Origin of the sequence: Methanohalophilus sp. WG1-DM (assembly GCF_004104135.1) — an archaeon.
Taxonomy (GTDB): domain Archaea; phylum Halobacteriota; class Methanosarcinia; order Methanosarcinales; family Methanosarcinaceae; genus Methanohalophilus; species Methanohalophilus euhalobius.
Genome location: NZ_RRBA01000012.1, coordinates 1 through 19,603, shown reverse-complemented (window position 1 = coordinate 19,603; position 19,603 = coordinate 1). Strand labels below are relative to the sequence as shown.

Genomic DNA, 19,603 nt, shown 5'->3' with positions numbered 1-19,603 from the left:
AATAGATTAGAATGTTCCAACCCTTGCATCCACTGTTGCCTTGTTAAGATGAAAATCGATATTGCTATCTGATGAATTTAAATTGAAGATTACATAATCTTCGCCTTCATCAACATTATAGTCGCTTGGGTAAGCAAGATCTTCACTTTTAGCAGAGTCATTGAGATATTTTGCCCATGCTGAAGGATAACTGGTATTCATAGAAATTGTAAGGTTGGTAAGAGACTCATTTTTAGTTGAATTAAACTCCTCAACCCAATCATTACCTGTAAGTTTAACTTCTTCAATACCGTTGCTGGTAATCACTACCCTATCCCCGGTAATTTCCATTAGCGTTAAATCAACTTTTAATAGGGTTCCAGATTGGTTTTTAATTGAAATGGACGGGTCCATTTTCATAAGGGATCTTTCCCTTTGTGACACGATCACAGCACCGTTTTCATAGGCAAAGGTTTGGTCAACGTAATAACCATTATTTGAAGCATAACGAATATTACCAGGAAAATAAGAATCAGAAATTACTAACTGATTTGTAGAATTTGTAGTATTCAATCCTTCAATACTGATCCTGAAATTATCATCATCATTCACCGACAGTACGCCACTTGATTTGGTGGGACCCACTATGGGAATATCTCCTCCTCCCATCTTAATGGGTATACTCAAAGAAACAGTGCTATCTTCATCAAGGGAACTGGCAAGGGAAAGCATATCGGCCCGGGCTTTTAACTGGGACATGTCATCATAGACATCATCCATATGGGCTTTTTCAGCATCTGCTTTCCATTCAGGTATGTAATGAGCATTAAAGACAGCCAGTACTGTCACAAAAAGGCCCAGTAAAAGGACAAATGAAACTACTGTTGATACTGCAGATTCGGATTTGAAAAACTGTTTCACTGAATTCATATAGTTCCATTACTCCTGCTTACATGTTTATCCTGTTTTAGATGAATTGTGTAAAGGTGATATAAGCTATCAATACCAGGAACAGTGAATGTTTCACGCCCGCCAAAACACTGCCAGACCCCATCTTCCCGGCAACCAGCCCGGAACACACGCCCTGTATAAGGGATGCATGGAAGAAAAGCAATATATAGGCATCCATGTCAAATTGAATATTCAAAGGCATGCCTGCCACTGCATCTCCCGCAGAAGAAGGTACTGCCGGAAGGAAGTAGGCAGCAAGCACATAAACAATGAAAAGAAACACCAGAAAAGCGATATAGACTATGAATACATATACTGTCATTTCAGCTGAGCGTTCCTTTTTGAGCTGATTCTGCATATCGGCTTCTGATGCAGCGATGTTGAGTACACTGATAACATCGCTTGTAGATTCGCTGGCCCGTATGATTAAAGTAATAATTCGGCTGTTAAATTCAGTCCTGACCCTGTATTCAAACTTTTTGAGAACTTCCTCAAGATTGCCACCCCAGGAAAGATGGGAAGCCATTCTTTTAATTTCTGTATTCAAGACTCCGATTTTTGAACGTGAAACCAGGGATATTGCGCTGGAGAGGCGAATTCCTGCTTCATTGATACTTGCAAGTTTTTTCAAGAATTCGGGCATTTCATTTTCAACTTTCAAAACCCATCTTCTCTTTGATTCATAAAATACAATAAAAGGAACACTTATGATAATAAATGCAAACACAATGTAATCATCGATTGCAGCAGCTGCCTCTACATTGATGTAACTTAAACTGATGCTTGAAAAATCGAGTGATGACAATATGGTCAGGTTTCCATATAATATGCAAATCAGACCTGCAGGAATACTCAATATTAAAGAATAATGAGGTTTACGGGTCAACCACTTAATAGGATTACTTACTTTATCAATAATGTTATATATCGTGCAGTTCCAGGAAATTTTTTTCAACATCTTTTCATCGATAGTTGTATATTCATTCACTCTGACATTATCAAATTCATTGAAAATTTGCTGTGAAGTTTGAATGCTTCTTCCTTCCAGGTTATCCGATATTGTGGATAAGAAAACTATGAATAAAACTGTGCCTATCGGTATGAGGACATAAACTAAAATGTACAGTACGTCTAATGAATTCGATCCCATAAAGCCCAATACGATAAGTATCGTTATGAGAAAAACAGGGCCCACTACGAATACTGTTACATAAACTTCCGCAAGTATTGCGAGTGTTTCAAGGAAGGTCTTCTGTTCCCTGATTGCAAGAAAACGATATTGTTCACTTTTATTTTTTAGATATGAAATAACATCTCCCCCACTGGAAATAATTGAGAGCATGCCATCCAGGAAATTCTTATATTTTTCAGAGGGAGAATTCTCTTTTGCATTTTTCAGTGCTGTGAGCATGTCATAGCCAAAGTATTCCATATCCCTGACTATGTATCCAAATTCATCTGCAGCGACTCCATAAATATGCCTCTGCTGGCTTAATGATTTAAATATATCAAAAAGACTCATCCCCCCACCTTTGCTCAATGCGTACAGGTATGCTACAGCGTGGGTTAATGATTGGTCAAGGTAAGCCTTGCGATTACTTGCCCAGAGGAGCGGGAGTTTCATCTGGATATTAAACAGAATCGTGGAAAATAAGAGGGCTATAATCATGGATGATAGAAGAGCAATTATGCGCATATCATCGATGATGGATAGATCAAGAATTTCGAAAAGGCGCGATGCAATAAAATAAAATATAATACCTGTGACGCAAAAAGAAATTAGGGAATAGAGATATCCTGTTGATATATATTGATCTGCAGGAATGGCAAAACGTGCACTTTTCAGGGAATGACATAATTTCGGATACTCATCTTTTTTTTGGAATGCGTGTTTACCGAATAACCTGTATGCAATATCCTGAAAAGGCATCATCAAAAATCACCTTTCCTGCTGCAGCAGGTCTACAAGAGCATCATTTTCAATTGCATCCAGCACGATTTCAGGAGATGTTGCATAGGTTTTCACCAGTAGTGAAATGCTTATGTAATCTCTGATGTCATGGTCCAGAAGATATTCCAGGATCATATGGCGATTCTGCGTTTCTTCCCGCAATTTATGGGCAGACCAACCTTTTTTCTGCACGATGAGTTTTAATACATTGGATTGCCCATTGTGTAAAAATTCATCTTTGGTAGAATCCCACTGGTATAATTCATTGATTCTTATATCTCCGCTCTTGGGATCAATTCCTGTAAATTCGACCAGGTTATCCAGTCTGCGTACTCTTTTATCATCCACGTATACCTGTCTTTGTATACAGAGGATGTCCAGGGACTGGAGCATTGCATGCGGTACATTGATAGGTTCATTTTCAAGTCTGTTAACCACCGTCTGAACATCACCTGCATGTATTGTGGAATAGGTTGTATGCCCGGTTGAAAGGGCCTGGAAAAGTATAAGAGCTTCCTTGCCTCTGACTTCTCCTACAATCAGGGTTTCTGGTCTCTGGCGGAGAGCAGATTTGAGAAGGTCATACATTGAAACCTCTCCAGCTCCGCTTCTGCCTATAGAATCCCTGGTAACACTTGCTATCCAGTTGTCATGGTACATCATGATTTCCCTGGTATCCTCGATGGACACTATTTTGGAAAGCGGTGGCATGAACAATGAGATCGCGTTAAGCATTGTGGTTTTACCCGAAGCCGTTCCTCCTGCAAAAATGGCACTGAAACCGTTTTCAATTGCCAGCCAGAAGTATACCATCATTTCCAGATTACAGGTTCCGAAATTGATAAGATCTACAGGAGTAATCGGGTCTCCCCTGAACTTACGTATACTAAAAGAACTGCCCCTGGTAGTAATTTCCTTGCCCAGAGTAGCCTGCAGTCTCGATCCGTCGTTAAGAGTAGCATCAACAAGCGGTTCACTTACTGAGATGTGTTTTCCTGATCGCTGGCAGAGAGTAATCACAAAAGAGTTAAGTTTGTCTTCAGTATATGAAATATTTGTTTCGATATTCAGATATTTTCGGTGATAAAGATATATGGGAATATCTACCCCGTCACATGAAATATCTTCAATATCAGAATCCATCATAAGAGGATTGATTCTTCCAAATCCCAGAAAATTACGCCTCAGGTAGTAAAGGATCCTGTATTCAGAAGAAACCTCCAGCGGAATACGGTAACGTTTGAAAAGAGAAAGTGCCTTTGAAACAAGGATAACATCTCTATCTGCATCGGCACAGGGTGTATCATCGATTGTAAGAATATCTTTCAGATCGCTATAGGTGCGCTCCAGGATATCTTTCTCATACACAGAAAGTGAAGGTTCCACAACCACATAGCGGTATATACCCAGTCTTTTGAGAATGCTTACGAAGACATAGAGTTCATCAACCCAATAGCGTTCAATTTCCTCATATCCTCCTGGAATCTCAAAATCTACCAGGTCACCATGGATTTCAGGCTCATAAGCAGGTATTGATTCAGGGTCCTTTTTCCAAAACTGTAATTTATCAAGAAAAGACCTGTTATATAGGCATGCCTGATTATACTCTTCTATCCTATGCGCCAAATCTTTCATACCATTCTCCTTGAAAGAATAAAGTATAACTCAAGTTAAAATGGGGAGAATAATATATATATTTTTCACAAAAAAAAGACGGTCAGTATTCTCTACTGACCATATAATCGGCAATTTCGACCAATGTCTCTTTTGCCGGGGAATCTTCCAGCAAGTCAAGTTTGCTTTTACCATCCTCAAGATAGTTATCAGCCATTTCCCTGACATAGGCAAGCGTTCCTGATTCTTCAAGTTTTGCGACTGTATCGTTGATCTCATCCTGGGTCGCATCCGCTTTGCCAAAGCATTCCAGTTCAACGCCATTATTCAGGGCATGAAGTGCAATAAGGGTCTTTTTGCCTTCTTTCAGGTCACTACCTCTAGATTTACCCAGAATTTCCTCCGGAGTAACCAGATCAATAACATCATCATGTATCTGGAAACTGATGCCTGTAAGGCGGCCGAATTCGTACATTGCATCAGCAACTTCATCGGATGCTCCTCCAAGGATAGCACCCACTTTGGCAGCAGCACCATAAAGCACAGATGTTTTGTTTTCTATCATTTCCAGATATTCGGCCACATCCACAACATCCCTTTTTTCGAAATCAACATCCAGCCACTGCCCTTCACAGATTTCGGTACAGGTACGGGACAATAAGGCCACACATTTGAGTAATTTCTGTGGGTCGGCATCCATTTTTGAAATGATCTCAAAGGCACGGGAATAAAGGGTGTCACCGGCCAGAATTGCTCCTGCAGTGCCCCATTTCACATGAAGTGCCGCCATTCCGCGGCGAATATCATCCCTATCCATAATGTCATCGTGTATAAGTGTGAAATTATGGATAAGTTCAAGGGCAACAGCAGCAGGGAGCACGGAATCAGAATCTCCACCCACTGCTTCAGCAGAAAGCATGAGGATTGCCGGGCGAAGTCTTTTCCCTCCGGCATCCGGAAGGTACCGCGTTGCACGGTACAATTCCTCCGGGTGGTCGATGGGCAAAAATTCCTCTATAGATTCATCGACCAGGGTACTGCGTTTTTTCAATTCATCAATTAAATCCATATTATCCCAACCAATTATGATTGCAGGTTTAATCTTCAAGATATAATTCTTCTCCGTTTCTCAATAGATGAAGTGTGTGACCTAGTTCATAGCCTGCATCTTCAGCCATTTCTATATAGGCACTGTGCATATCGATGTTGCCGTGTGCAGGAATTACATTTTCAGGATTAACGAGTCTTATTAATTCCCAGTGGTCTTCACGGTATGCATGTCCGGAAACATGGACATTATCATACAGACGTGCTCCTTTCATTTTGAGTTTTGTCTCAAGAGCATACCTGTTTGCCTGTGTCATCGGGGTAGGGATTGTGTTTGCTGAGAAAATTACCTTATCTCCGGATTCTATTTTATAGGCAGTATCACCATTGGCAACCCTGGAAAGAATTGCACCCGGTTCACCCTGGTGGCCTGTAACGATTGGGAGGTATTTGTCCTTACCTTTATCCATTATCTTCTTGAATGCCTTGTCAATATCTTTGCGGTTACCGTATATTTCTGTTTTCTTCGGAAGTTCGATGTATCCCAGTTCACGGGCAGTATTCACATATCTGTCCATAGAGCGTCCAAGCAGGATTGGGGTCCTCTTCATTTCTGTAGCAAACTGCATTATAGAATTCAGACGGGCAATATGGGATGCGAAAGTAGTTATTATCATGCCCACATCGGATTCTTCCGTTCCAAGCAATACATCACGAACCATATCATGGGCTATTCTTTCGGAAGGGGTTTTACCTGCCCTTGTCGCATTTGTACTTTCGGCAATCATGGCCACAACACCTTCCTTGCCAAGTTCCCTTAACCTGTCAAATGCCGGAGGTTCTCCGAGGGTAGGTGTACGATCGAGTTTAAAATCGCATGCATACAAAATGGCACCCCTGGGAGTATGGACTGCAACGAATACCGCATCTATGATACTGTGCTGGGCCCTTATCATTTCGATTGAGACCTCATCACTAACCTGATATGTGCCGCCGGCCTTTACGGATATTATCCTGTTCTTCACACCAAACTTGCGTTCAGAATCAATCTGGTGTTGTATCAGGGCAGAGGTGTACGGCGTTCCGATTATCGGAGCTGCATATCTGTGTGCCAGTTTTGAAATAGCACCTATGTGATCAAGGTGGCCGTGTGTGCAAACAATTGCACATACATTCCCGTCAATCTCTTTCATTATTGTGTCGTCAGGGATAGCACCCATCTCAATTAACTCAAGAGAATGCATTTTATCAATTTCTACGTCCTCATGGATTTGCACCCTATCCAGACGTAGTCCCATGTCAATTATGATGATCTTGTCATCAACTCTTATGGCAGTCATGTTACGGCCCATTTCATTGTAACCGCCTACTGCAACAATCCCTAGTTCTGTCATATATAGTCCTCTTTAATGATTTTCAATTTCTTAATTTAATGATCTTGATTCAGTAATAATCTCAAAGTAATTTAGAACGTAATTCAATATCGCGGATGTCAAAGCCTCGCTGGTCCAGGTATTCAAGGGTCTCACCCTGAAGCACCACGGACGATGAGGTCCGCAGGCTTTCAATATCAGGACAGCCACAGAGGAACATTGCAACTTTCAGTTCCTCAAACATTAATTCAAGACGTTGTTTTACAGAATCCCCTTCTTTAAGGGCCGGGGCCACGAAAGGCAGGGCTGCACTGGCCAGGTTTGCTCCAATTGCAAGGGATTTGGCAATATCAATTCCGGTACGTACGCCCCCTGTAGCTATGAGAGGAAGAGACACACGACATTCAATCAGGGAGGGGATAGTTGGAATTCCAAAATCCCAGAAAAGTTCTCCTAGATGGCCAGAAATACGGTCTCCTCTCTGTTTGGCACGATAAACTTCCACACCGGCCCAGCTGGTCCCACCGGCACCGCCCACATCGATAGCCGCTACTCCGGCTTCTTTCAATAGCAGGGCATCTTCCCGGGAAATACCTGCCCCGGTTTCTTTTACTATAATTGGTACATCGATTGAACATATCTCTTCGATTGCTCCAATACATCCGGTGGCATCCCTGTCACCTTCGGGTTGAATTGCTTCCTGAAGGAAATTCAAGTGTACAGCGAGGGCATCAGCATCAAGCATTTCAACAAGTTTTTCTGCACCTTCTATACCGTATTCCTTGACCTGGGCCGCTCCAATGTTACCATAAACAAAAGCATTAGGAGCCTTATCCCTTACTACACTGAATGATTCTTCCTGAACCGTATCTTCTATGGCAGCTCTCTGGCTTCCTACACCTATTCCAATACCGGTTTCTTCGGCGGCTTCTGCAAGTGCCGCATTTACCGGTGTCGTATCGGGATGGCCGCCTGTAATAGAGGCTATCATGAAAGGTGCATCCAGTTTTTTTCCCAGAAAACTCGTGGAAATATCCATTGAATCCATGTCCATCTCCGGGAGTGCACGGTGGACAAGTTTTACGTCCTTAAATCCTGGTCCGGCTTTTCTGGATTCAACCTGTTGCTGGGCACAAAGTTGCATATGTTCTAGTTTTCTGCTGGAAGTACTCATAAAAATCCCAATTATTCAAGCCCTGTCTTTAATTACAGTACCTATCATTTCCCCTCTCAGAAAACTCATTACATTACCGCATGCATTGGCATTGAAGATGTAAGAAGGTACTTTGGTTTGCCGGGACATCTCAAGCATCTCTTTTACCTTGCCCAGCATTCCGCCGGTTACATCGGTATTCTCCGATCCTCCTATATGCCTACTGGCAACTTCAAAATTATCCGGAGTAATTAGTGGAATGGGATGGCCATGTTCATCAAGTACGCCATCTTCTGCGCTTCCCACACCTATCCTGTATGCATTGAGTTTTGAAGCAAGATAAGGAACTATCTGATCCCCGGAGATTACTGAAGAACCTTTTATAGTGTCCATTACAACATCGCCATGAAGTACCGGTGTAATTCCTTTTTCAAGCATCATTTGCAGTGCAGGGAGGAATGATTCGGATATGCGCCCGTTCTTTGCTACAACACATCCCATGGGATGTACTCCTACTGCATTAACATTCATTTGTGCAAGAGCATTTACAAACGATTCATTTAATGAGGCGACCGATCTGTGGGTGACTGCGGAGCCTTCCGCGGAAAATTTGTCTGCAAGGGCGTACCGTTGTGCCTGGGGATGGCCGAATGAACCGGCACCATGTACAATAATAAGACGACCTTCAAAGAAAGAAATTTCACGGGCAATTCGCATTATAGATTTTTCTTTGGCTACTCCTTCATCACTGCTCTTGTCCGTGATGACACTACCGCCGATTTTCAATACGGTAATATCGTTAGTTTTCTCATTCATTATCAAAATCCACCCTTACACCTGAATCCGTAACTCCTGTTACGATGGGGATTCCGCCAGCGTTTTTGATCTCTCTGGATATGGCATCAATATTCTCATTTTCTGCAAGGGCAACCATACATCCACCGCCTCCTGCTCCGGTAATCTTGGCACCAAGTGCACCGGCAGTTCTGCTTGAGTGGATAAGTCTGGAAAGTTCATCACAACCCACACCGATTGCTTCAAGTAAACCCTGATTTACATTCATAAGTTCCCCAAGTGACCTGTAATCCTCATTTTCCAGAAGGCTTTCTCCTCTCAAAGACGCTTTTCCTATAGTAGAAAGAATGGGGGTGATAACTTCCGGATATATACTTTTAAGAGATGCGACTTTCGCTACAAGTTGTCCTGTGGAGGAAAACACATTGGTGTTACCTATTATCAGGTTACATAGGGGATTTTTCAGATGCTGTCGTGCAGGTATTGCAACGGTCCCACCCATTGTAGATACATAGGTGTCCGTAGCACTTGCAGCTCCCTGTATTTCTTTTTCGATTGAATGTCCAAAGGATGCTATGGATTCCTTATCCATTCCAAGTTTTAAAAGATTGTTAAAAGCACAAATCGTAGCCACAACTACCGCCGCAGAGGAGCCAAGCCCTGAGCCCACAGGGATATCCGATTCAATGGATATTGATACTCCTCTATACGGCGATTTTTTTCTTATTTTTTCCACAACGGCAGATACATAGGGATGAATTTCATAATCAATACCTGTAGTCCCAAGGGATGAATTGATCACAATATTTTCTGAATATTCAATATTTACCCTGGTACGAATATTTACAGCACAGCAAATAGCCGACTCATTATAAACGACGGCGTGTTCCCCAAAAAGGTACACCTTTGCCGGTGCTGAACAGGTTATCATATGAATTCTTTTTCCCTTTACTGGATCATTTCACAAGTATGGCTGCATATCCAACAACTGCTGAATAATCCCCGGTCATATCTCCGCTTGTAGCATATTTCAGTAATTCTGCAGTGTTTGCTCCCATATATTCTGCTGCAGTATACATTGCTACAATGGGTCCATATCCACATGCAGTTGCGGAAAGTTCTTCTCGTCTGCGGTCAAATTCCTCAACATCCATATTTAACAGTGAGTCAATCAGATACATATCTGTCTCTTTTGCGGTTTCATGTGGCTGGTAATGGGTGAAGTCACTTGATGCTATAAACACCACTTTCTTCCCGGATTTCTCCGCAGCTTTTGCAACTTCCAAACCGACTTCCCGGGCAGTATCTATATCCTGCAAACCCATGCATATTGGAAGAATTTTGAATGAATCACCGAAACGATACTGCAGGAAAGGCAACTGGACCTCGATTGAATGTTCGTACATATGGGCAACTTCATCCATGTCGATTATTGATCCTGCAAGCATTTCTCCCATATTCTCATCGGCTTCAATATCTCCCAGAGGAGTGGACCAGGTTTGAGTTGATAGTGCCACTGCAGATCCATATCCCGTATGATTGGGACCGAATATTACATAGGTGTCTGCCTTTGGCAACTTCGAATAGGCATAAGCCGCCACCGGGCCTGAAAACATGTATCCTGCATGAGGAACAACTATACCATATGCATCCTCGCTGACCAATTCCAAATCCTTGAAACAATGGCTCAGCTCTTTCTTGAGGGGTTTGATACCCAGAGGATAGAACTGGCCTGCTACTGTTGGCTGTCTCATAATAATACCCCTCTTACGGTTAGGAGGGAATAATTATATAAGTGATATGGATGGGAGCAAGTTATTCCCGGAATTAACCGGGAGACTTACAGACCTGCTTCGAAGTCTTCCATGGTATAATTGAATGGAATGTCCTTTTCTTTTGAGATTTCCCTTGCAAGAAGCCAGTATATGAGGGAAAGTGCTTTACGTCCCTTATTGTTTGTTGGGATTACCAGATCAACATTTGATATCATGTTATTGGTATCACAAAGTCCTATAACTGGAATTCCGATGTTGACAGCTTCTTTGATTACCTGTGCATCACCTGCAGGATCGGTAACCATTATTGCATCGGGCTCGCAGAATCCTTCAATTGAAGGATTGGTTAAGGTACCCGGGATAAAACGTCCTACCATTGATTTTGCTCCAATTGCTTTGGAGAACATTTTGGCAGGGAACTGGCCGTACTGCCTTGCGGACACGACCAGTATTTTTGCAGGATCGTATTTTGAAAGGAAGTGAGAGACCTGTCTTATTCTGCTATCTGTAGCCTGTATGTCCAGAACATAAAGACCATCTGTACGCACACGATATACAAATTTCATCATATCCTGTGTCTTCTGCTGGGTACCGATGTGTACTCCGGATGCAAGATACTCGTCTATCGGAACAAGGGAAGTTGAATCCGGTGCAGGACCTTCCGGATCAGCTGCTTCTGTTGTTTCCTCTTTTGTAGTTTCGACATTTGGAGTTTCTGCTTCTACAGGAGCCTCCTCCACCTTTTGTTCAACCTGTTCATCTAATGTTTCTTCAATAACCTGATCTTCTTCCATAAAGTTCACCTCATGATGAAATATCTCTTTTTACTGTAATAGGGATGACACCCTTTTCAAATTCAAACTTAGCGATTTGTAAGGAATCATTGCTGTCGATATCAATCAGTACAGGAGCTTCCATTGAAATCTGTAGGGACCTGGCTCCAATGATTCTCGCACGTTCATACTTTGTAAATTTCTCTTTGCTCAATTAATCACCCTGGCAGAAGTTACAATAGGATGGATGACGTGGAATTTACTGGATCTAGAAAAGTCCATTTATCAATATTAATCGGAAATATATAGGGATATTCGGAGTCCCTCCGAATGTGGTTTGCTAACTATTCATACACTTACCAATTCCTTTAGTATAAAGGGATGGGACCGCTGAGATTCGAACTCAGGTACCGGCGTCCCGAACGCCGAAGGATGGTCCAGCCTACCCTACGGTCCCTTACTGGTATGGTGCAACTACATCGATAAGTTCAACGTGTGCAAGGATCATACGTCTGCAACAGTAGCGGGTGATACCCAGATCATCAAGTACGGCAGCAGGCGCTTCTCCCTGCTCAACTCGCCTTTTGTAATCTTCCCAGCAATTTGCAATTACCTTGCCACATGTGAAACAGCGAACTGGTAACATTTATGCTTTCACCTGTAAGATTTCTGGTATCTGGCACGAGCGCCAGGTCCGCCAAATTTCTTGGATTCTTTCTGTCTGAAGTCGTTTACCAGAAGACTGCGGTCATATGCCATGTATGCATCACGAAGAGCAGTGTCATTTGTCCACTCTACAATACCCCTTGCAATAGCGGTACGCACTGCATTTGCCTGACCAATAATTCCGCCTCCGCTTACTGTTACATCGATATCAATGCCGGATGCGGCATCTTCAGCAAGCATGAGGGGCTCCATGATTTTAAGTTTTACAAATTCTGGTTCTAAAACTTCCAGAGGTTTCTTGTTAACACGGGTTTTGCCAACGCCCTTACTGACAGTTGCCCGGGCAATGGCTGTTTTCTTCTTCCCTGAAGTATTACAAACTTTGTTGGTCATTTATGATTCTCCTTAGAATTTTGAACCCATTTTTCTGCTCAATTCCCCGATGGTAATATATTTTGCAGTACTCAGGCGGTCGATATTTGTTCCTTCTACAGCCTCTAATTCAGCATTTCCAAATTCTTCAGGTATGCCAATATAAACCCTGAGGCGTGCAAAAGCGTCTTTACCACGTGCTCTTTTGTATGGGAGCATTCCCCTGACAGCTCTTTTAAGTATCCTATCTGCCCTTTTTGGGAAAAATGGGCCAAATTCATGGCTTCCAAGTGACCTTTTGTGCTCGTAATCTTCGTAGGTAGCTATTTTTGCTCCAGAGATTATAGCTTTCTCGGCGTTGACTATAGATATGGTTTCACCAGCAAGAAGTCTATGTGCAACCTTGCTTGCAAGCCTTCCCATAATAAGTCCATCTGCATCGATTACTGTCATTATAGAACACCTGCCTTTAGATCAAGATCCTGATACCGGAGCCTGCCGGTTTTTCGTTCATAATCTCTTCAATAGTGACACATCTGCCGCCATTTTCTGCGATTTTTTCCTTTGCAGATGCACTGAAACCAAGCGCTGCAACAGCCACGGAGCGTTTCAGAGTGCCGGCACCAAGTACCTTTCCCGGAACAAGAACAATTTCGCCCTCTGTTGCGTTCCTGTTGAGTTTACTAAGGTTTACCTCGGCATAATTCTTCCTTGGTTTTTCCAATCTTCTGGCTATATCTCTCCAGATCGGAGCATCTTCCTGACGTGCCTGTTCCTTAAGGCTGACAATCAGGGAAGGAACCCTTGGATCTGATTTCCTTTCAATTTTGTTTTGTGTTTTTTTACTCATAATGTCCCTCTGCAAGAATATCTCTCACTCACGCACAATTTGCGTTCGAACATGGTGAATAGATAGGGAGTGTGGGGTGTAATTAAATTACTAATAGATAAAGATTGTGCATTAGTCAACCGTTAATTGAAACGTTTTGCAGGACCTTTTCATAGAATTTGTCCATATCACAACCAAGCTCTCTTCCGATAATAAGGGCGGCAACTTCAACATCCACCATACCTGAAAGATTCTCATGCCGATTATTCACAAGTGATACTACCTGTTTCAGATCCATATTACTGCAGGATGCGATGTATTCCAGAATCTGATCTACAAGGGTTACCTGTTGCAGGATGTCTTTTGAAGGGATGAATCCTCTCGGGATATCAACTGTCGATGGATCAAATGCAGGGTGCAAATGCTCATCTTCCATATAAAGCAAATGAGAATTTAAAGCAATATCCAGTATTCTGGATGCCTGTTCGGGTGTCATCCACTTAAGGTCAAAGGAGAGAGAAAATTCAAAATCCTGTGGCAGCATTGAACTGCCTTCATTCCTTTTGAAGGGAGCTGCTGCCACATACTTCAATTCATCCATCAGGATTCACGTCTTAATTCATCAACAATTGTATCAGCAATTCTTCCACATTCGGTTCTGCCGGGTCCATCAATATGATTGATACGAAGGGTAAGGACATCCCCTTCAAGTATTGCCCTTACCAGGAAGACATCACCTTTGAAAGGAACCCTGCTATATTCACCATCCAGATAACTGTATTTCAGTGAGATACGGAAATCCACCATCCCTTCAGGTTCAATTGTGCCAACAACCGACTCAGCATTACGATAATTCAATGGTGAAAAATCAATACCATTCATGACAATTTCAACTTTGAGTTCACGTTTTGCCTGTATTCGGTAACCTCTTCTTGTAACAGATTCGGTAATAAACATGCCGAATCTGCCATCCGTATTAGCCATCACTTTCACAAGATAGGGCAAATCCGCATGATAATGGTTTTTTTGTTCAAACTGAACCTCCCTGCGTGGGAACCGGTGGTAAATCCTTTTCTTCATCATGTGTTTGGGTCAATTCTATTTTACTTAGAGAGACACCAGTTTGGCATCTATAATACCATCAACATGGCGAATTTGTTCCAGGATATCCTCTGATACTTCGGAATCTACATTCAATGCCATGATGGTTTTCCCACATATTTGGACACGACCGACCTGCATGCCGGAAATATTGATCTCATGATTTCCCAGTATTATGCAGCAAGGGCCGATTACATTGGGTCTGTTAATGTGGTTAGAAACGATCATGTAACCTGAAGGCGCAAGATCTACCCTCTGCCCGTCGATCATGATTATTCTCAAGTCATCCTCTACAACCGTACCGGTAATACTCTTGGAAATGGAATCCTTGCTGAGTTTGATTGTTATGCTGGATGAATATTCTTCTACTCTTTCGGATTTACTCTCCACGACTTCAATGTCCCGGGATTTAGCAATTGAAGGAGCATTTACATAATTTACAGCAGCACCCATTATGGTCTTCAGTACACCTTTAAGTGCCGCAAGTGTGAGATGGCGGGTATCCTTGCCGGCAACATCTCCCTTATAGGCAATTTCGACTTTCTCATAGTTGCCGTCCATCAGCTGGGATACTGCACTTCCCAGGGTCTCCGCAAGTTCAAGATAGGGATAGATGGTGGACATTATTTCCGGTTTTATAGAGGGGATATTGATCGTACTGCGGGCAGGTCCGCCATTTAATACAGATATCACTTCTTCTGCTACGGATACAGCCACATTGACCTGTGCCTCTTCGGTCGATGCACCAAGATGGGGGGTTACAACAGCATTTTCCAATCCAACAAAAGAACAGTTTTCAGGGGGTTCACTTGTAAAGACATCTATGGCAGCACCCGCGATCTTGCCATTTTTAAGAGCCTCTCCTAGTGCGTCTTCATTGATTATTCCGCCACGGGCACAATTAATGACCCTAGCAGTAGGCTTCATAAGATCAAATTCTTCAGTATCCAGGATATTGCGGGTTTCCTTAGTCAATGGTGTATGTACGGTAATGAAATCGGCACATTTTGCAATATCTTTTACAGGTGCCAGTTCTACGCCCAGTTCTTTAGCCCTGTCCTCATTTACAAACGGGTCATAGGCAAGGATATTCATTTCAAGTCCCTGTGCTCTTTTGGCCACTTCGGCACCTATCCTGCCCAGGCCTATCACCCCAAGGGTCTTTCCATTTACCTCAACGCCTAAAAATTTTTTTCGCTCCCATTTACCTGCTTTAAGTGAAGCATTTGCCTGTGGTATATTGCGCGCCATCGAAAGCATCATTGCAATTGTATGTTCCGCAGCTGAAAGCATGTTACCTTCCGGTGCATTCACCACAATGATTCCCTTCTCTGTAGCTGCAGGAATATCAATATTATCGACTCCAACTCCTGCACGCCCTACAATCTTGAGTTTATCCGCGGCTTCGATCACCCTGGCAGTAACCTGTGTTCCACTGCGTATTACAAGGGCGTCAAAATCTCCGATCTTCTCAACAAGCTCATCTTCGGAAAGGCCTGTTGAAACCTCCACATCAAAATGTTCTTCAAGTTTTGCCACTCCTTCCTCTGATAACGAATCACTGACTAGTACCTTCATTTTAATATTCTCCATGTGATAACAATGATATAATACACCGATATAACGGATAGCCTCCGGTGAACACAGACTTTAGATTGAACCACCCATATAAATATATCTAACCATCGCAGAGGATTATTTTTCACACTCTTTAGGGTTTCCTATGAAATTGCTTGTCATGCATGACAGCCATTTGTAGTGAAGTAAAGTATGTACCAGAACAGCGATTGTCAGTATAATAGAAACCCTATTTATCATCGTCCAGGTTGCTTTTGTAAGACCCAGATATATTTGGTTACGGCCCTGTGGTACTCCTGAAGGAATAAATATATACATATAAAAGCCTGTAAAGGCAACGACCAAAAAAAGAAAAAGGATTGCAAGATCGACTATGAAATTTAGTTTGGACCTGTTTATACTTGCAATCTTCTAATATCATTACTTAATGTACAATCCACACTTGCATGCACCACGGGTCTCAACATCGCGGGCACGACGGGCACACGGACAGATAATCTTCTTATCTTTTTCTTTATCCCCTGTTCTTTTCTGGCAGAAGCAGTACCATTCACCATACTTGCGCTTATTGTTAGCGATATTTTTTACCGCCGTGGTGATAACATCATAGTCTGAATTAAGTTTGTACCCGGTAGTTTCAGCATTTTTCTTGGAACGTTCATAGAATTCCATCTCAAGTTCATCTTCGAATTTCATTATATCACTCCTTGCATTGTTTGTTCAATATAAATAAAAAGATTTGGGAATAATCAGGACCGGGCAATTTCACCCAACTTTATTCCCAGTAGCCTGCAATCCTCTAAATCTTCCTTTTCAGGTCTGAATTTCACTTTCAAAGGGTCTTCCACAAATTCCATTTTGGTATTCTTGAGTGCCTCTTTCATCTGTCTGATTGCACCACCACCCCAGCCATAGGATCCGAAGAATGATACTTTTTTGTCTTTGGGGCGCAAACCTTTCAGGTACGTCAGGAAACCACCCATTGTGAAGAACATCCCATTGTGCATTGTGGGAGATCCAAGGGCAAAGACCCGGCATTCCATTAATTCCCTGATGAGCATGCTCCAGTCATTTTTGCGCAGGTGGAACAAGACAACCTCAGTGCCTGATGCCCGCACTCCTTCTGCAATTGCTTTTGCCATCATTTCGGTGCTGCCCCACATTGTATCATAGATCACAAGCACTTTTTGCTCACTTGTCCCGGAAGCCCATTTTGCATAGGCATCGATTATCCGTTGAGGATCGTTGCGCCAGATAACACCGTGGGATGGAGCTATCATGTCTATCTGTAACCCTAGTTTCCCGACAGTTTCAAGATGTTTGAGTATTCGGGATGTAAAGGGCATCAGTATATTGGCAAAATATATGGCGGCATCTTCCATCACGTCTTCTACCTGGTCATCGAACCTCCTGGAGGTGGCAATATGCTGGCCAAATGCATCATTGGAAAAGAGAATATTATCCTCTTTGAGGTAAGTCTGCATGCTGTCAGGCCAGTGGAGCATGACCGCTTCAATAAACATCAGGGTCCTTTTGCCGGTGTTTAATTCATCCCCGGTTTTCACCGTCTCAAAGTTCCAGCCACTACATCCGGATTCGGCATAATATTCATTCAGTCCTGTTTTGCCCCTTTCTGTGGCAAATATTTTGGAATTAGGAGCAACTTCCATGACCCGTGGCAGGGCACTGGAATGGTCCATCTCCACATGATTGGCTACTATATAATCGATCTTTGCGGGGTCCACTATTCTGCTGATCCTTTCGATCATCTCGTCTGCAAAGGATGCTTTTACAGTGTCTATGAGGGTGATCTTTTCATCTACTATAAGGTAAGCATTATATGTGCCCCCGCGGGGAGTTTCATAACCGTGGAAATCACGCAGGTTCCAGTCGATTACGCCAACCCAGTAAACCCCTTCTGCAATTTCAAGTGGCTCTTCTGGAGTATCCACAAAATTCACCTGCCAAATTTATGTCTGCATCCTGAAACCGGTAGCTTCATCCAGCAAACCATCAATGAGTTCATAGTGGTCACGCTCAACTTTGGCGATCTTGCTGAAAAATTCCTGTTCTTCCCTTTCGGTGGCTTTCTTTTCGAGTTCAAGGTAGAAATATTCACTCTTTCTTTCAAAACGCAGTGCACCAAGCATAATGCCGATCTCTTCCAGATTGTTTTCTGTGAATTCCACGTTCAAAGATCCACGGAAATCAGGTATCTTGGATTCAGGTATTTCGACTTCTTTTCCTTCAAGGAATTTGTGAAGGTATTGAGCATGGTGCTTTTCTTCCTCGGCCAGGAACTCATAGGTTTTCTTTGCCCCGGGATTGCCGGAAAGTTCAGCCCTTTCAAGATAGAAATCATACCCCTGGTCCTCCAGAGCAATCGCCATTTCCACTGCTTCTTCAATCGTCCTAATGTTCTCGAGTTCTACATCTACATCTTTGAGTATATCTTGCAATTTATTCAACTCCCACAATCAGTAGCTAGTATATTTGATAACGTGAGTAGTTAAAACTTATCTATGTGCGTTTTATCCCTTACTGCCACACGAGAAGGTTTTTCAGGACATTCTGCAGGGTATCCCATGGGAATTACGGCTGCCACATCAAAACCATCCGGAATGGCGAACATGTCCATTATTTTTTTCCCATGGAATGTAAGGGTGACCCCCGCCAGTCCTTCAGCAGTTGCAGCAAGCAGCATGTTCTCTATGCAGGCATATGTTGAACCCACAGCCTCGTCCCCCAACTTCTTGTTATAACAAACCACGACAATAACGGGCGCGGTCTCGATGGCCTTCTGCTGCTCTGGTGCCTTTTTTCTCATATCTGCGAGTTGTGCCCTTAGCTTCTCCTCTTTGACAAGAATAAACTCCCAGGGTTCGCTGTTAAAGGCGTTCGGTGCCTGGGTGCCTGCATAAAGTATTTTATCCAGAGTATAGGCAGCGACCTTGCGGGGAAGGAACTGCCGGATGCTGGTGCGTTTCTCTATTGCTTCAAAAACTTCCACTAAATACCCCCATAATAATGACTGCAAACAACTTCTGTTTTGAAATGTAAATAACTTTTCCTGAAAGGCTTCCTTTGTACTCTTTTTATTGATTTTACTAAGACAAAATGAAGAAATGAGTTTAGAAACATTGTTTTTTTGAGTAAAAGAGGATGTATTGCATGCTTATTAAAAAACACATTGCTGCGAGGTTGTTGCAACATATGAAATATAATATCCGGCAATTACTGAATATTTAGTAGTAATACCTGAAGATTTGCCTGAATAATATAATCATAATCATATAGATAGGTATAGATGATCTATCTGCCTATGAACCTTGTACCTTTTATTGCACTTATCATGGCTACCCCGATAGATAATAAAAGAAGGCTGAAACTTATCTTTTTGGGTTCGATTTTGATCCTATTATTTACTCTGGTGGTCATAGTACTGCAATTCAATTTCATCTCTGTAGCCGGAGAACTGTTCTACATTTATGCTATCGGCAGGGCAGCGTTTCCCTTTTTGTTGTGGTTTGCATTTGTATACAAGGATGTCAACTACCCCTCCCTTACGGCAAGGGGCTTGAATGTCAATTAAGCATTCGTCCGGGTGGCTGACAAGCACCCCTGAGATTCCAGGATATACCTGTAA

General features: G+C 42.6%; 24 protein-coding genes and 1 tRNA gene. All 25 read right to left on the bottom strand.

Going from position 1 to position 19,603, the window contains the following annotated elements; all coding sequences use genetic code 11:
* Nucleotides 1-6: 6 nt before the first annotated feature.
* Nucleotides 7-909 carry a hypothetical protein gene (locus tag CI957_RS08015; RefSeq protein WP_128754623.1) on the bottom strand — a complete coding sequence of 301 codons (903 nt, stop codon included), beginning with the start codon at nucleotides 907-909 and terminating at the stop codon, nucleotides 7-9.
* A gap of 37 nt (nucleotides 910-946) precedes the next feature.
* A complete protein-coding gene (locus CI957_RS08010; RefSeq protein WP_128754622.1) occupies nucleotides 947-2,863 on the bottom strand; it encodes a type II secretion system F family protein in 1,917 nt (638 codons plus the stop codon).
* A 6-nt stretch (nucleotides 2,864-2,869) separates the two neighbouring features.
* Entirely contained in the window at nucleotides 2,870-4,516 is a 1,647-nt protein-coding gene (locus CI957_RS08005; protein WP_128754621.1) for a type II/IV secretion system ATPase subunit, read from the bottom strand.
* A gap of 82 nt (nucleotides 4,517-4,598) precedes the next feature.
* A complete protein-coding gene (locus CI957_RS08000) occupies nucleotides 4,599-5,564 on the bottom strand; it encodes a polyprenyl synthetase family protein (protein WP_128754640.1) in 966 nt (321 codons plus the stop codon).
* A 28-nt stretch (nucleotides 5,565-5,592) separates the two neighbouring features.
* Entirely contained in the window at nucleotides 5,593-6,936 is a 1,344-nt protein-coding gene (locus CI957_RS07995; protein ID WP_105460986.1) for an RNase J family beta-CASP ribonuclease, read from the bottom strand.
* A 61-nt stretch (nucleotides 6,937-6,997) separates the two neighbouring features.
* Nucleotides 6,998-8,095, bottom strand: a complete 1,098-nt coding sequence (fni, locus tag CI957_RS07990; protein WP_128754620.1) for a type 2 isopentenyl-diphosphate Delta-isomerase — start codon at nucleotides 8,093-8,095, stop codon at nucleotides 6,998-7,000.
* A gap of 9 nt (nucleotides 8,096-8,104) precedes the next feature.
* Nucleotides 8,105-8,884, bottom strand: coding sequence for an isopentenyl phosphate kinase (locus tag CI957_RS07985; RefSeq protein WP_128754619.1), 780 nt, complete (start codon nucleotides 8,882-8,884; stop codon nucleotides 8,105-8,107).
* Entirely contained in the window at nucleotides 8,877-9,794 is a 918-nt protein-coding gene (locus CI957_RS07980; protein WP_096712418.1) for a mevalonate kinase, read from the bottom strand. The genes CI957_RS07985 and CI957_RS07980 overlap by 8 nt, the downstream gene beginning before the upstream one ends.
* Nucleotides 9,795-9,819: 25 nt before the next feature.
* Nucleotides 9,820-10,623: an MEMO1 family protein gene (locus CI957_RS07975; protein ID WP_096712417.1), complete on the bottom strand. Its 804-nt coding sequence runs from the start codon at nucleotides 10,621-10,623 to the stop codon at nucleotides 9,820-9,822.
* A gap of 80 nt (nucleotides 10,624-10,703) precedes the next feature.
* Nucleotides 10,704-11,432 (bottom strand): 30S ribosomal protein S2, encoded by a 729-nt coding sequence (rpsB, locus tag CI957_RS07970; RefSeq protein WP_096712416.1) that lies wholly within the window; start codon nucleotides 11,430-11,432, stop codon nucleotides 10,704-10,706.
* 10 nt (nucleotides 11,433-11,442) lie between these two features.
* The gene (locus CI957_RS07965) at nucleotides 11,443-11,625 is read right to left on the bottom strand and encodes a DNA-directed RNA polymerase subunit K (RefSeq protein WP_096712415.1); all 183 of its coding nucleotides are present in this window, start codon (nucleotides 11,623-11,625) and stop codon (nucleotides 11,443-11,445) included.
* A 168-nt stretch (nucleotides 11,626-11,793) separates the two neighbouring features.
* Nucleotides 11,794-11,868: transfer RNA gene (locus CI957_RS07960), tRNA-Pro, on the bottom strand.
* A complete protein-coding gene (locus tag CI957_RS07955) occupies nucleotides 11,869-12,057 on the bottom strand; it encodes a DNA-directed RNA polymerase subunit N (RefSeq protein ID WP_096712414.1) in 189 nt (62 codons plus the stop codon). It lies immediately after the preceding tRNA gene.
* 8 nt (nucleotides 12,058-12,065) lie between these two features.
* Nucleotides 12,066-12,470: a 30S ribosomal protein S9 gene (locus CI957_RS07950; protein ID WP_072360921.1), complete on the bottom strand. Its 405-nt coding sequence runs from the start codon at nucleotides 12,468-12,470 to the stop codon at nucleotides 12,066-12,068.
* A 12-nt stretch (nucleotides 12,471-12,482) separates the two neighbouring features.
* Nucleotides 12,483-12,902, bottom strand: coding sequence for a 50S ribosomal protein L13 (locus CI957_RS07945; RefSeq protein WP_128754618.1), 420 nt, complete (start codon nucleotides 12,900-12,902; stop codon nucleotides 12,483-12,485).
* 16 nt (nucleotides 12,903-12,918) lie between these two features.
* Nucleotides 12,919-13,299, bottom strand: coding sequence for a 50S ribosomal protein L18e (locus CI957_RS07940; protein WP_072360924.1), 381 nt, complete (start codon nucleotides 13,297-13,299; stop codon nucleotides 12,919-12,921).
* A gap of 115 nt (nucleotides 13,300-13,414) precedes the next feature.
* Nucleotides 13,415-13,879, bottom strand: a complete 465-nt coding sequence (locus CI957_RS07935) for a DUF2240 family protein (RefSeq protein WP_128754617.1) — start codon at nucleotides 13,877-13,879, stop codon at nucleotides 13,415-13,417.
* Entirely contained in the window at nucleotides 13,879-14,361 is a 483-nt protein-coding gene (locus tag CI957_RS07930; protein WP_128754616.1) for a hypothetical protein, read from the bottom strand. The genes CI957_RS07935 and CI957_RS07930 overlap by 1 nt, the downstream gene beginning before the upstream one ends.
* A 24-nt stretch (nucleotides 14,362-14,385) precedes the next feature.
* The gene (gene serA / locus CI957_RS07925; RefSeq protein ID WP_128754615.1) at nucleotides 14,386-15,957 is read right to left on the bottom strand and encodes a phosphoglycerate dehydrogenase; all 1,572 of its coding nucleotides are present in this window, start codon (nucleotides 15,955-15,957) and stop codon (nucleotides 14,386-14,388) included.
* Between the two features lie 117 nt (nucleotides 15,958-16,074).
* Nucleotides 16,075-16,332, bottom strand: a complete 258-nt coding sequence (locus CI957_RS07920) for a DUF4405 domain-containing protein (RefSeq protein WP_277749690.1) — start codon at nucleotides 16,330-16,332, stop codon at nucleotides 16,075-16,077.
* Between the two features lie 45 nt (nucleotides 16,333-16,377).
* A complete protein-coding gene (locus tag CI957_RS07915; protein WP_128754614.1) occupies nucleotides 16,378-16,653 on the bottom strand; it encodes a ferredoxin-thioredoxin reductase catalytic domain-containing protein in 276 nt (91 codons plus the stop codon).
* Between the two features lie 53 nt (nucleotides 16,654-16,706).
* Nucleotides 16,707-17,909, bottom strand: a complete 1,203-nt coding sequence (locus CI957_RS07910) for an FprA family A-type flavoprotein (protein WP_128754613.1) — start codon at nucleotides 17,907-17,909, stop codon at nucleotides 16,707-16,709.
* Nucleotides 17,910-17,927: 18 nt separating this feature from the next.
* Nucleotides 17,928-18,416 carry a ferritin family protein gene (locus CI957_RS07905; protein ID WP_096712406.1) on the bottom strand — a complete coding sequence of 163 codons (489 nt, stop codon included), beginning with the start codon at nucleotides 18,414-18,416 and terminating at the stop codon, nucleotides 17,928-17,930.
* A 50-nt stretch (nucleotides 18,417-18,466) separates the two neighbouring features.
* Nucleotides 18,467-18,967 carry a nitroreductase family protein gene (locus tag CI957_RS07900; protein WP_164909070.1) on the bottom strand — a complete coding sequence of 167 codons (501 nt, stop codon included), beginning with the start codon at nucleotides 18,965-18,967 and terminating at the stop codon, nucleotides 18,467-18,469.
* 408 nt (nucleotides 18,968-19,375) lie between these two features.
* On the bottom strand, nucleotides 19,376-19,603 hold a 228-nt coding region (locus CI957_RS10760; protein WP_206631057.1), incomplete at its 5' end, for a hypothetical protein.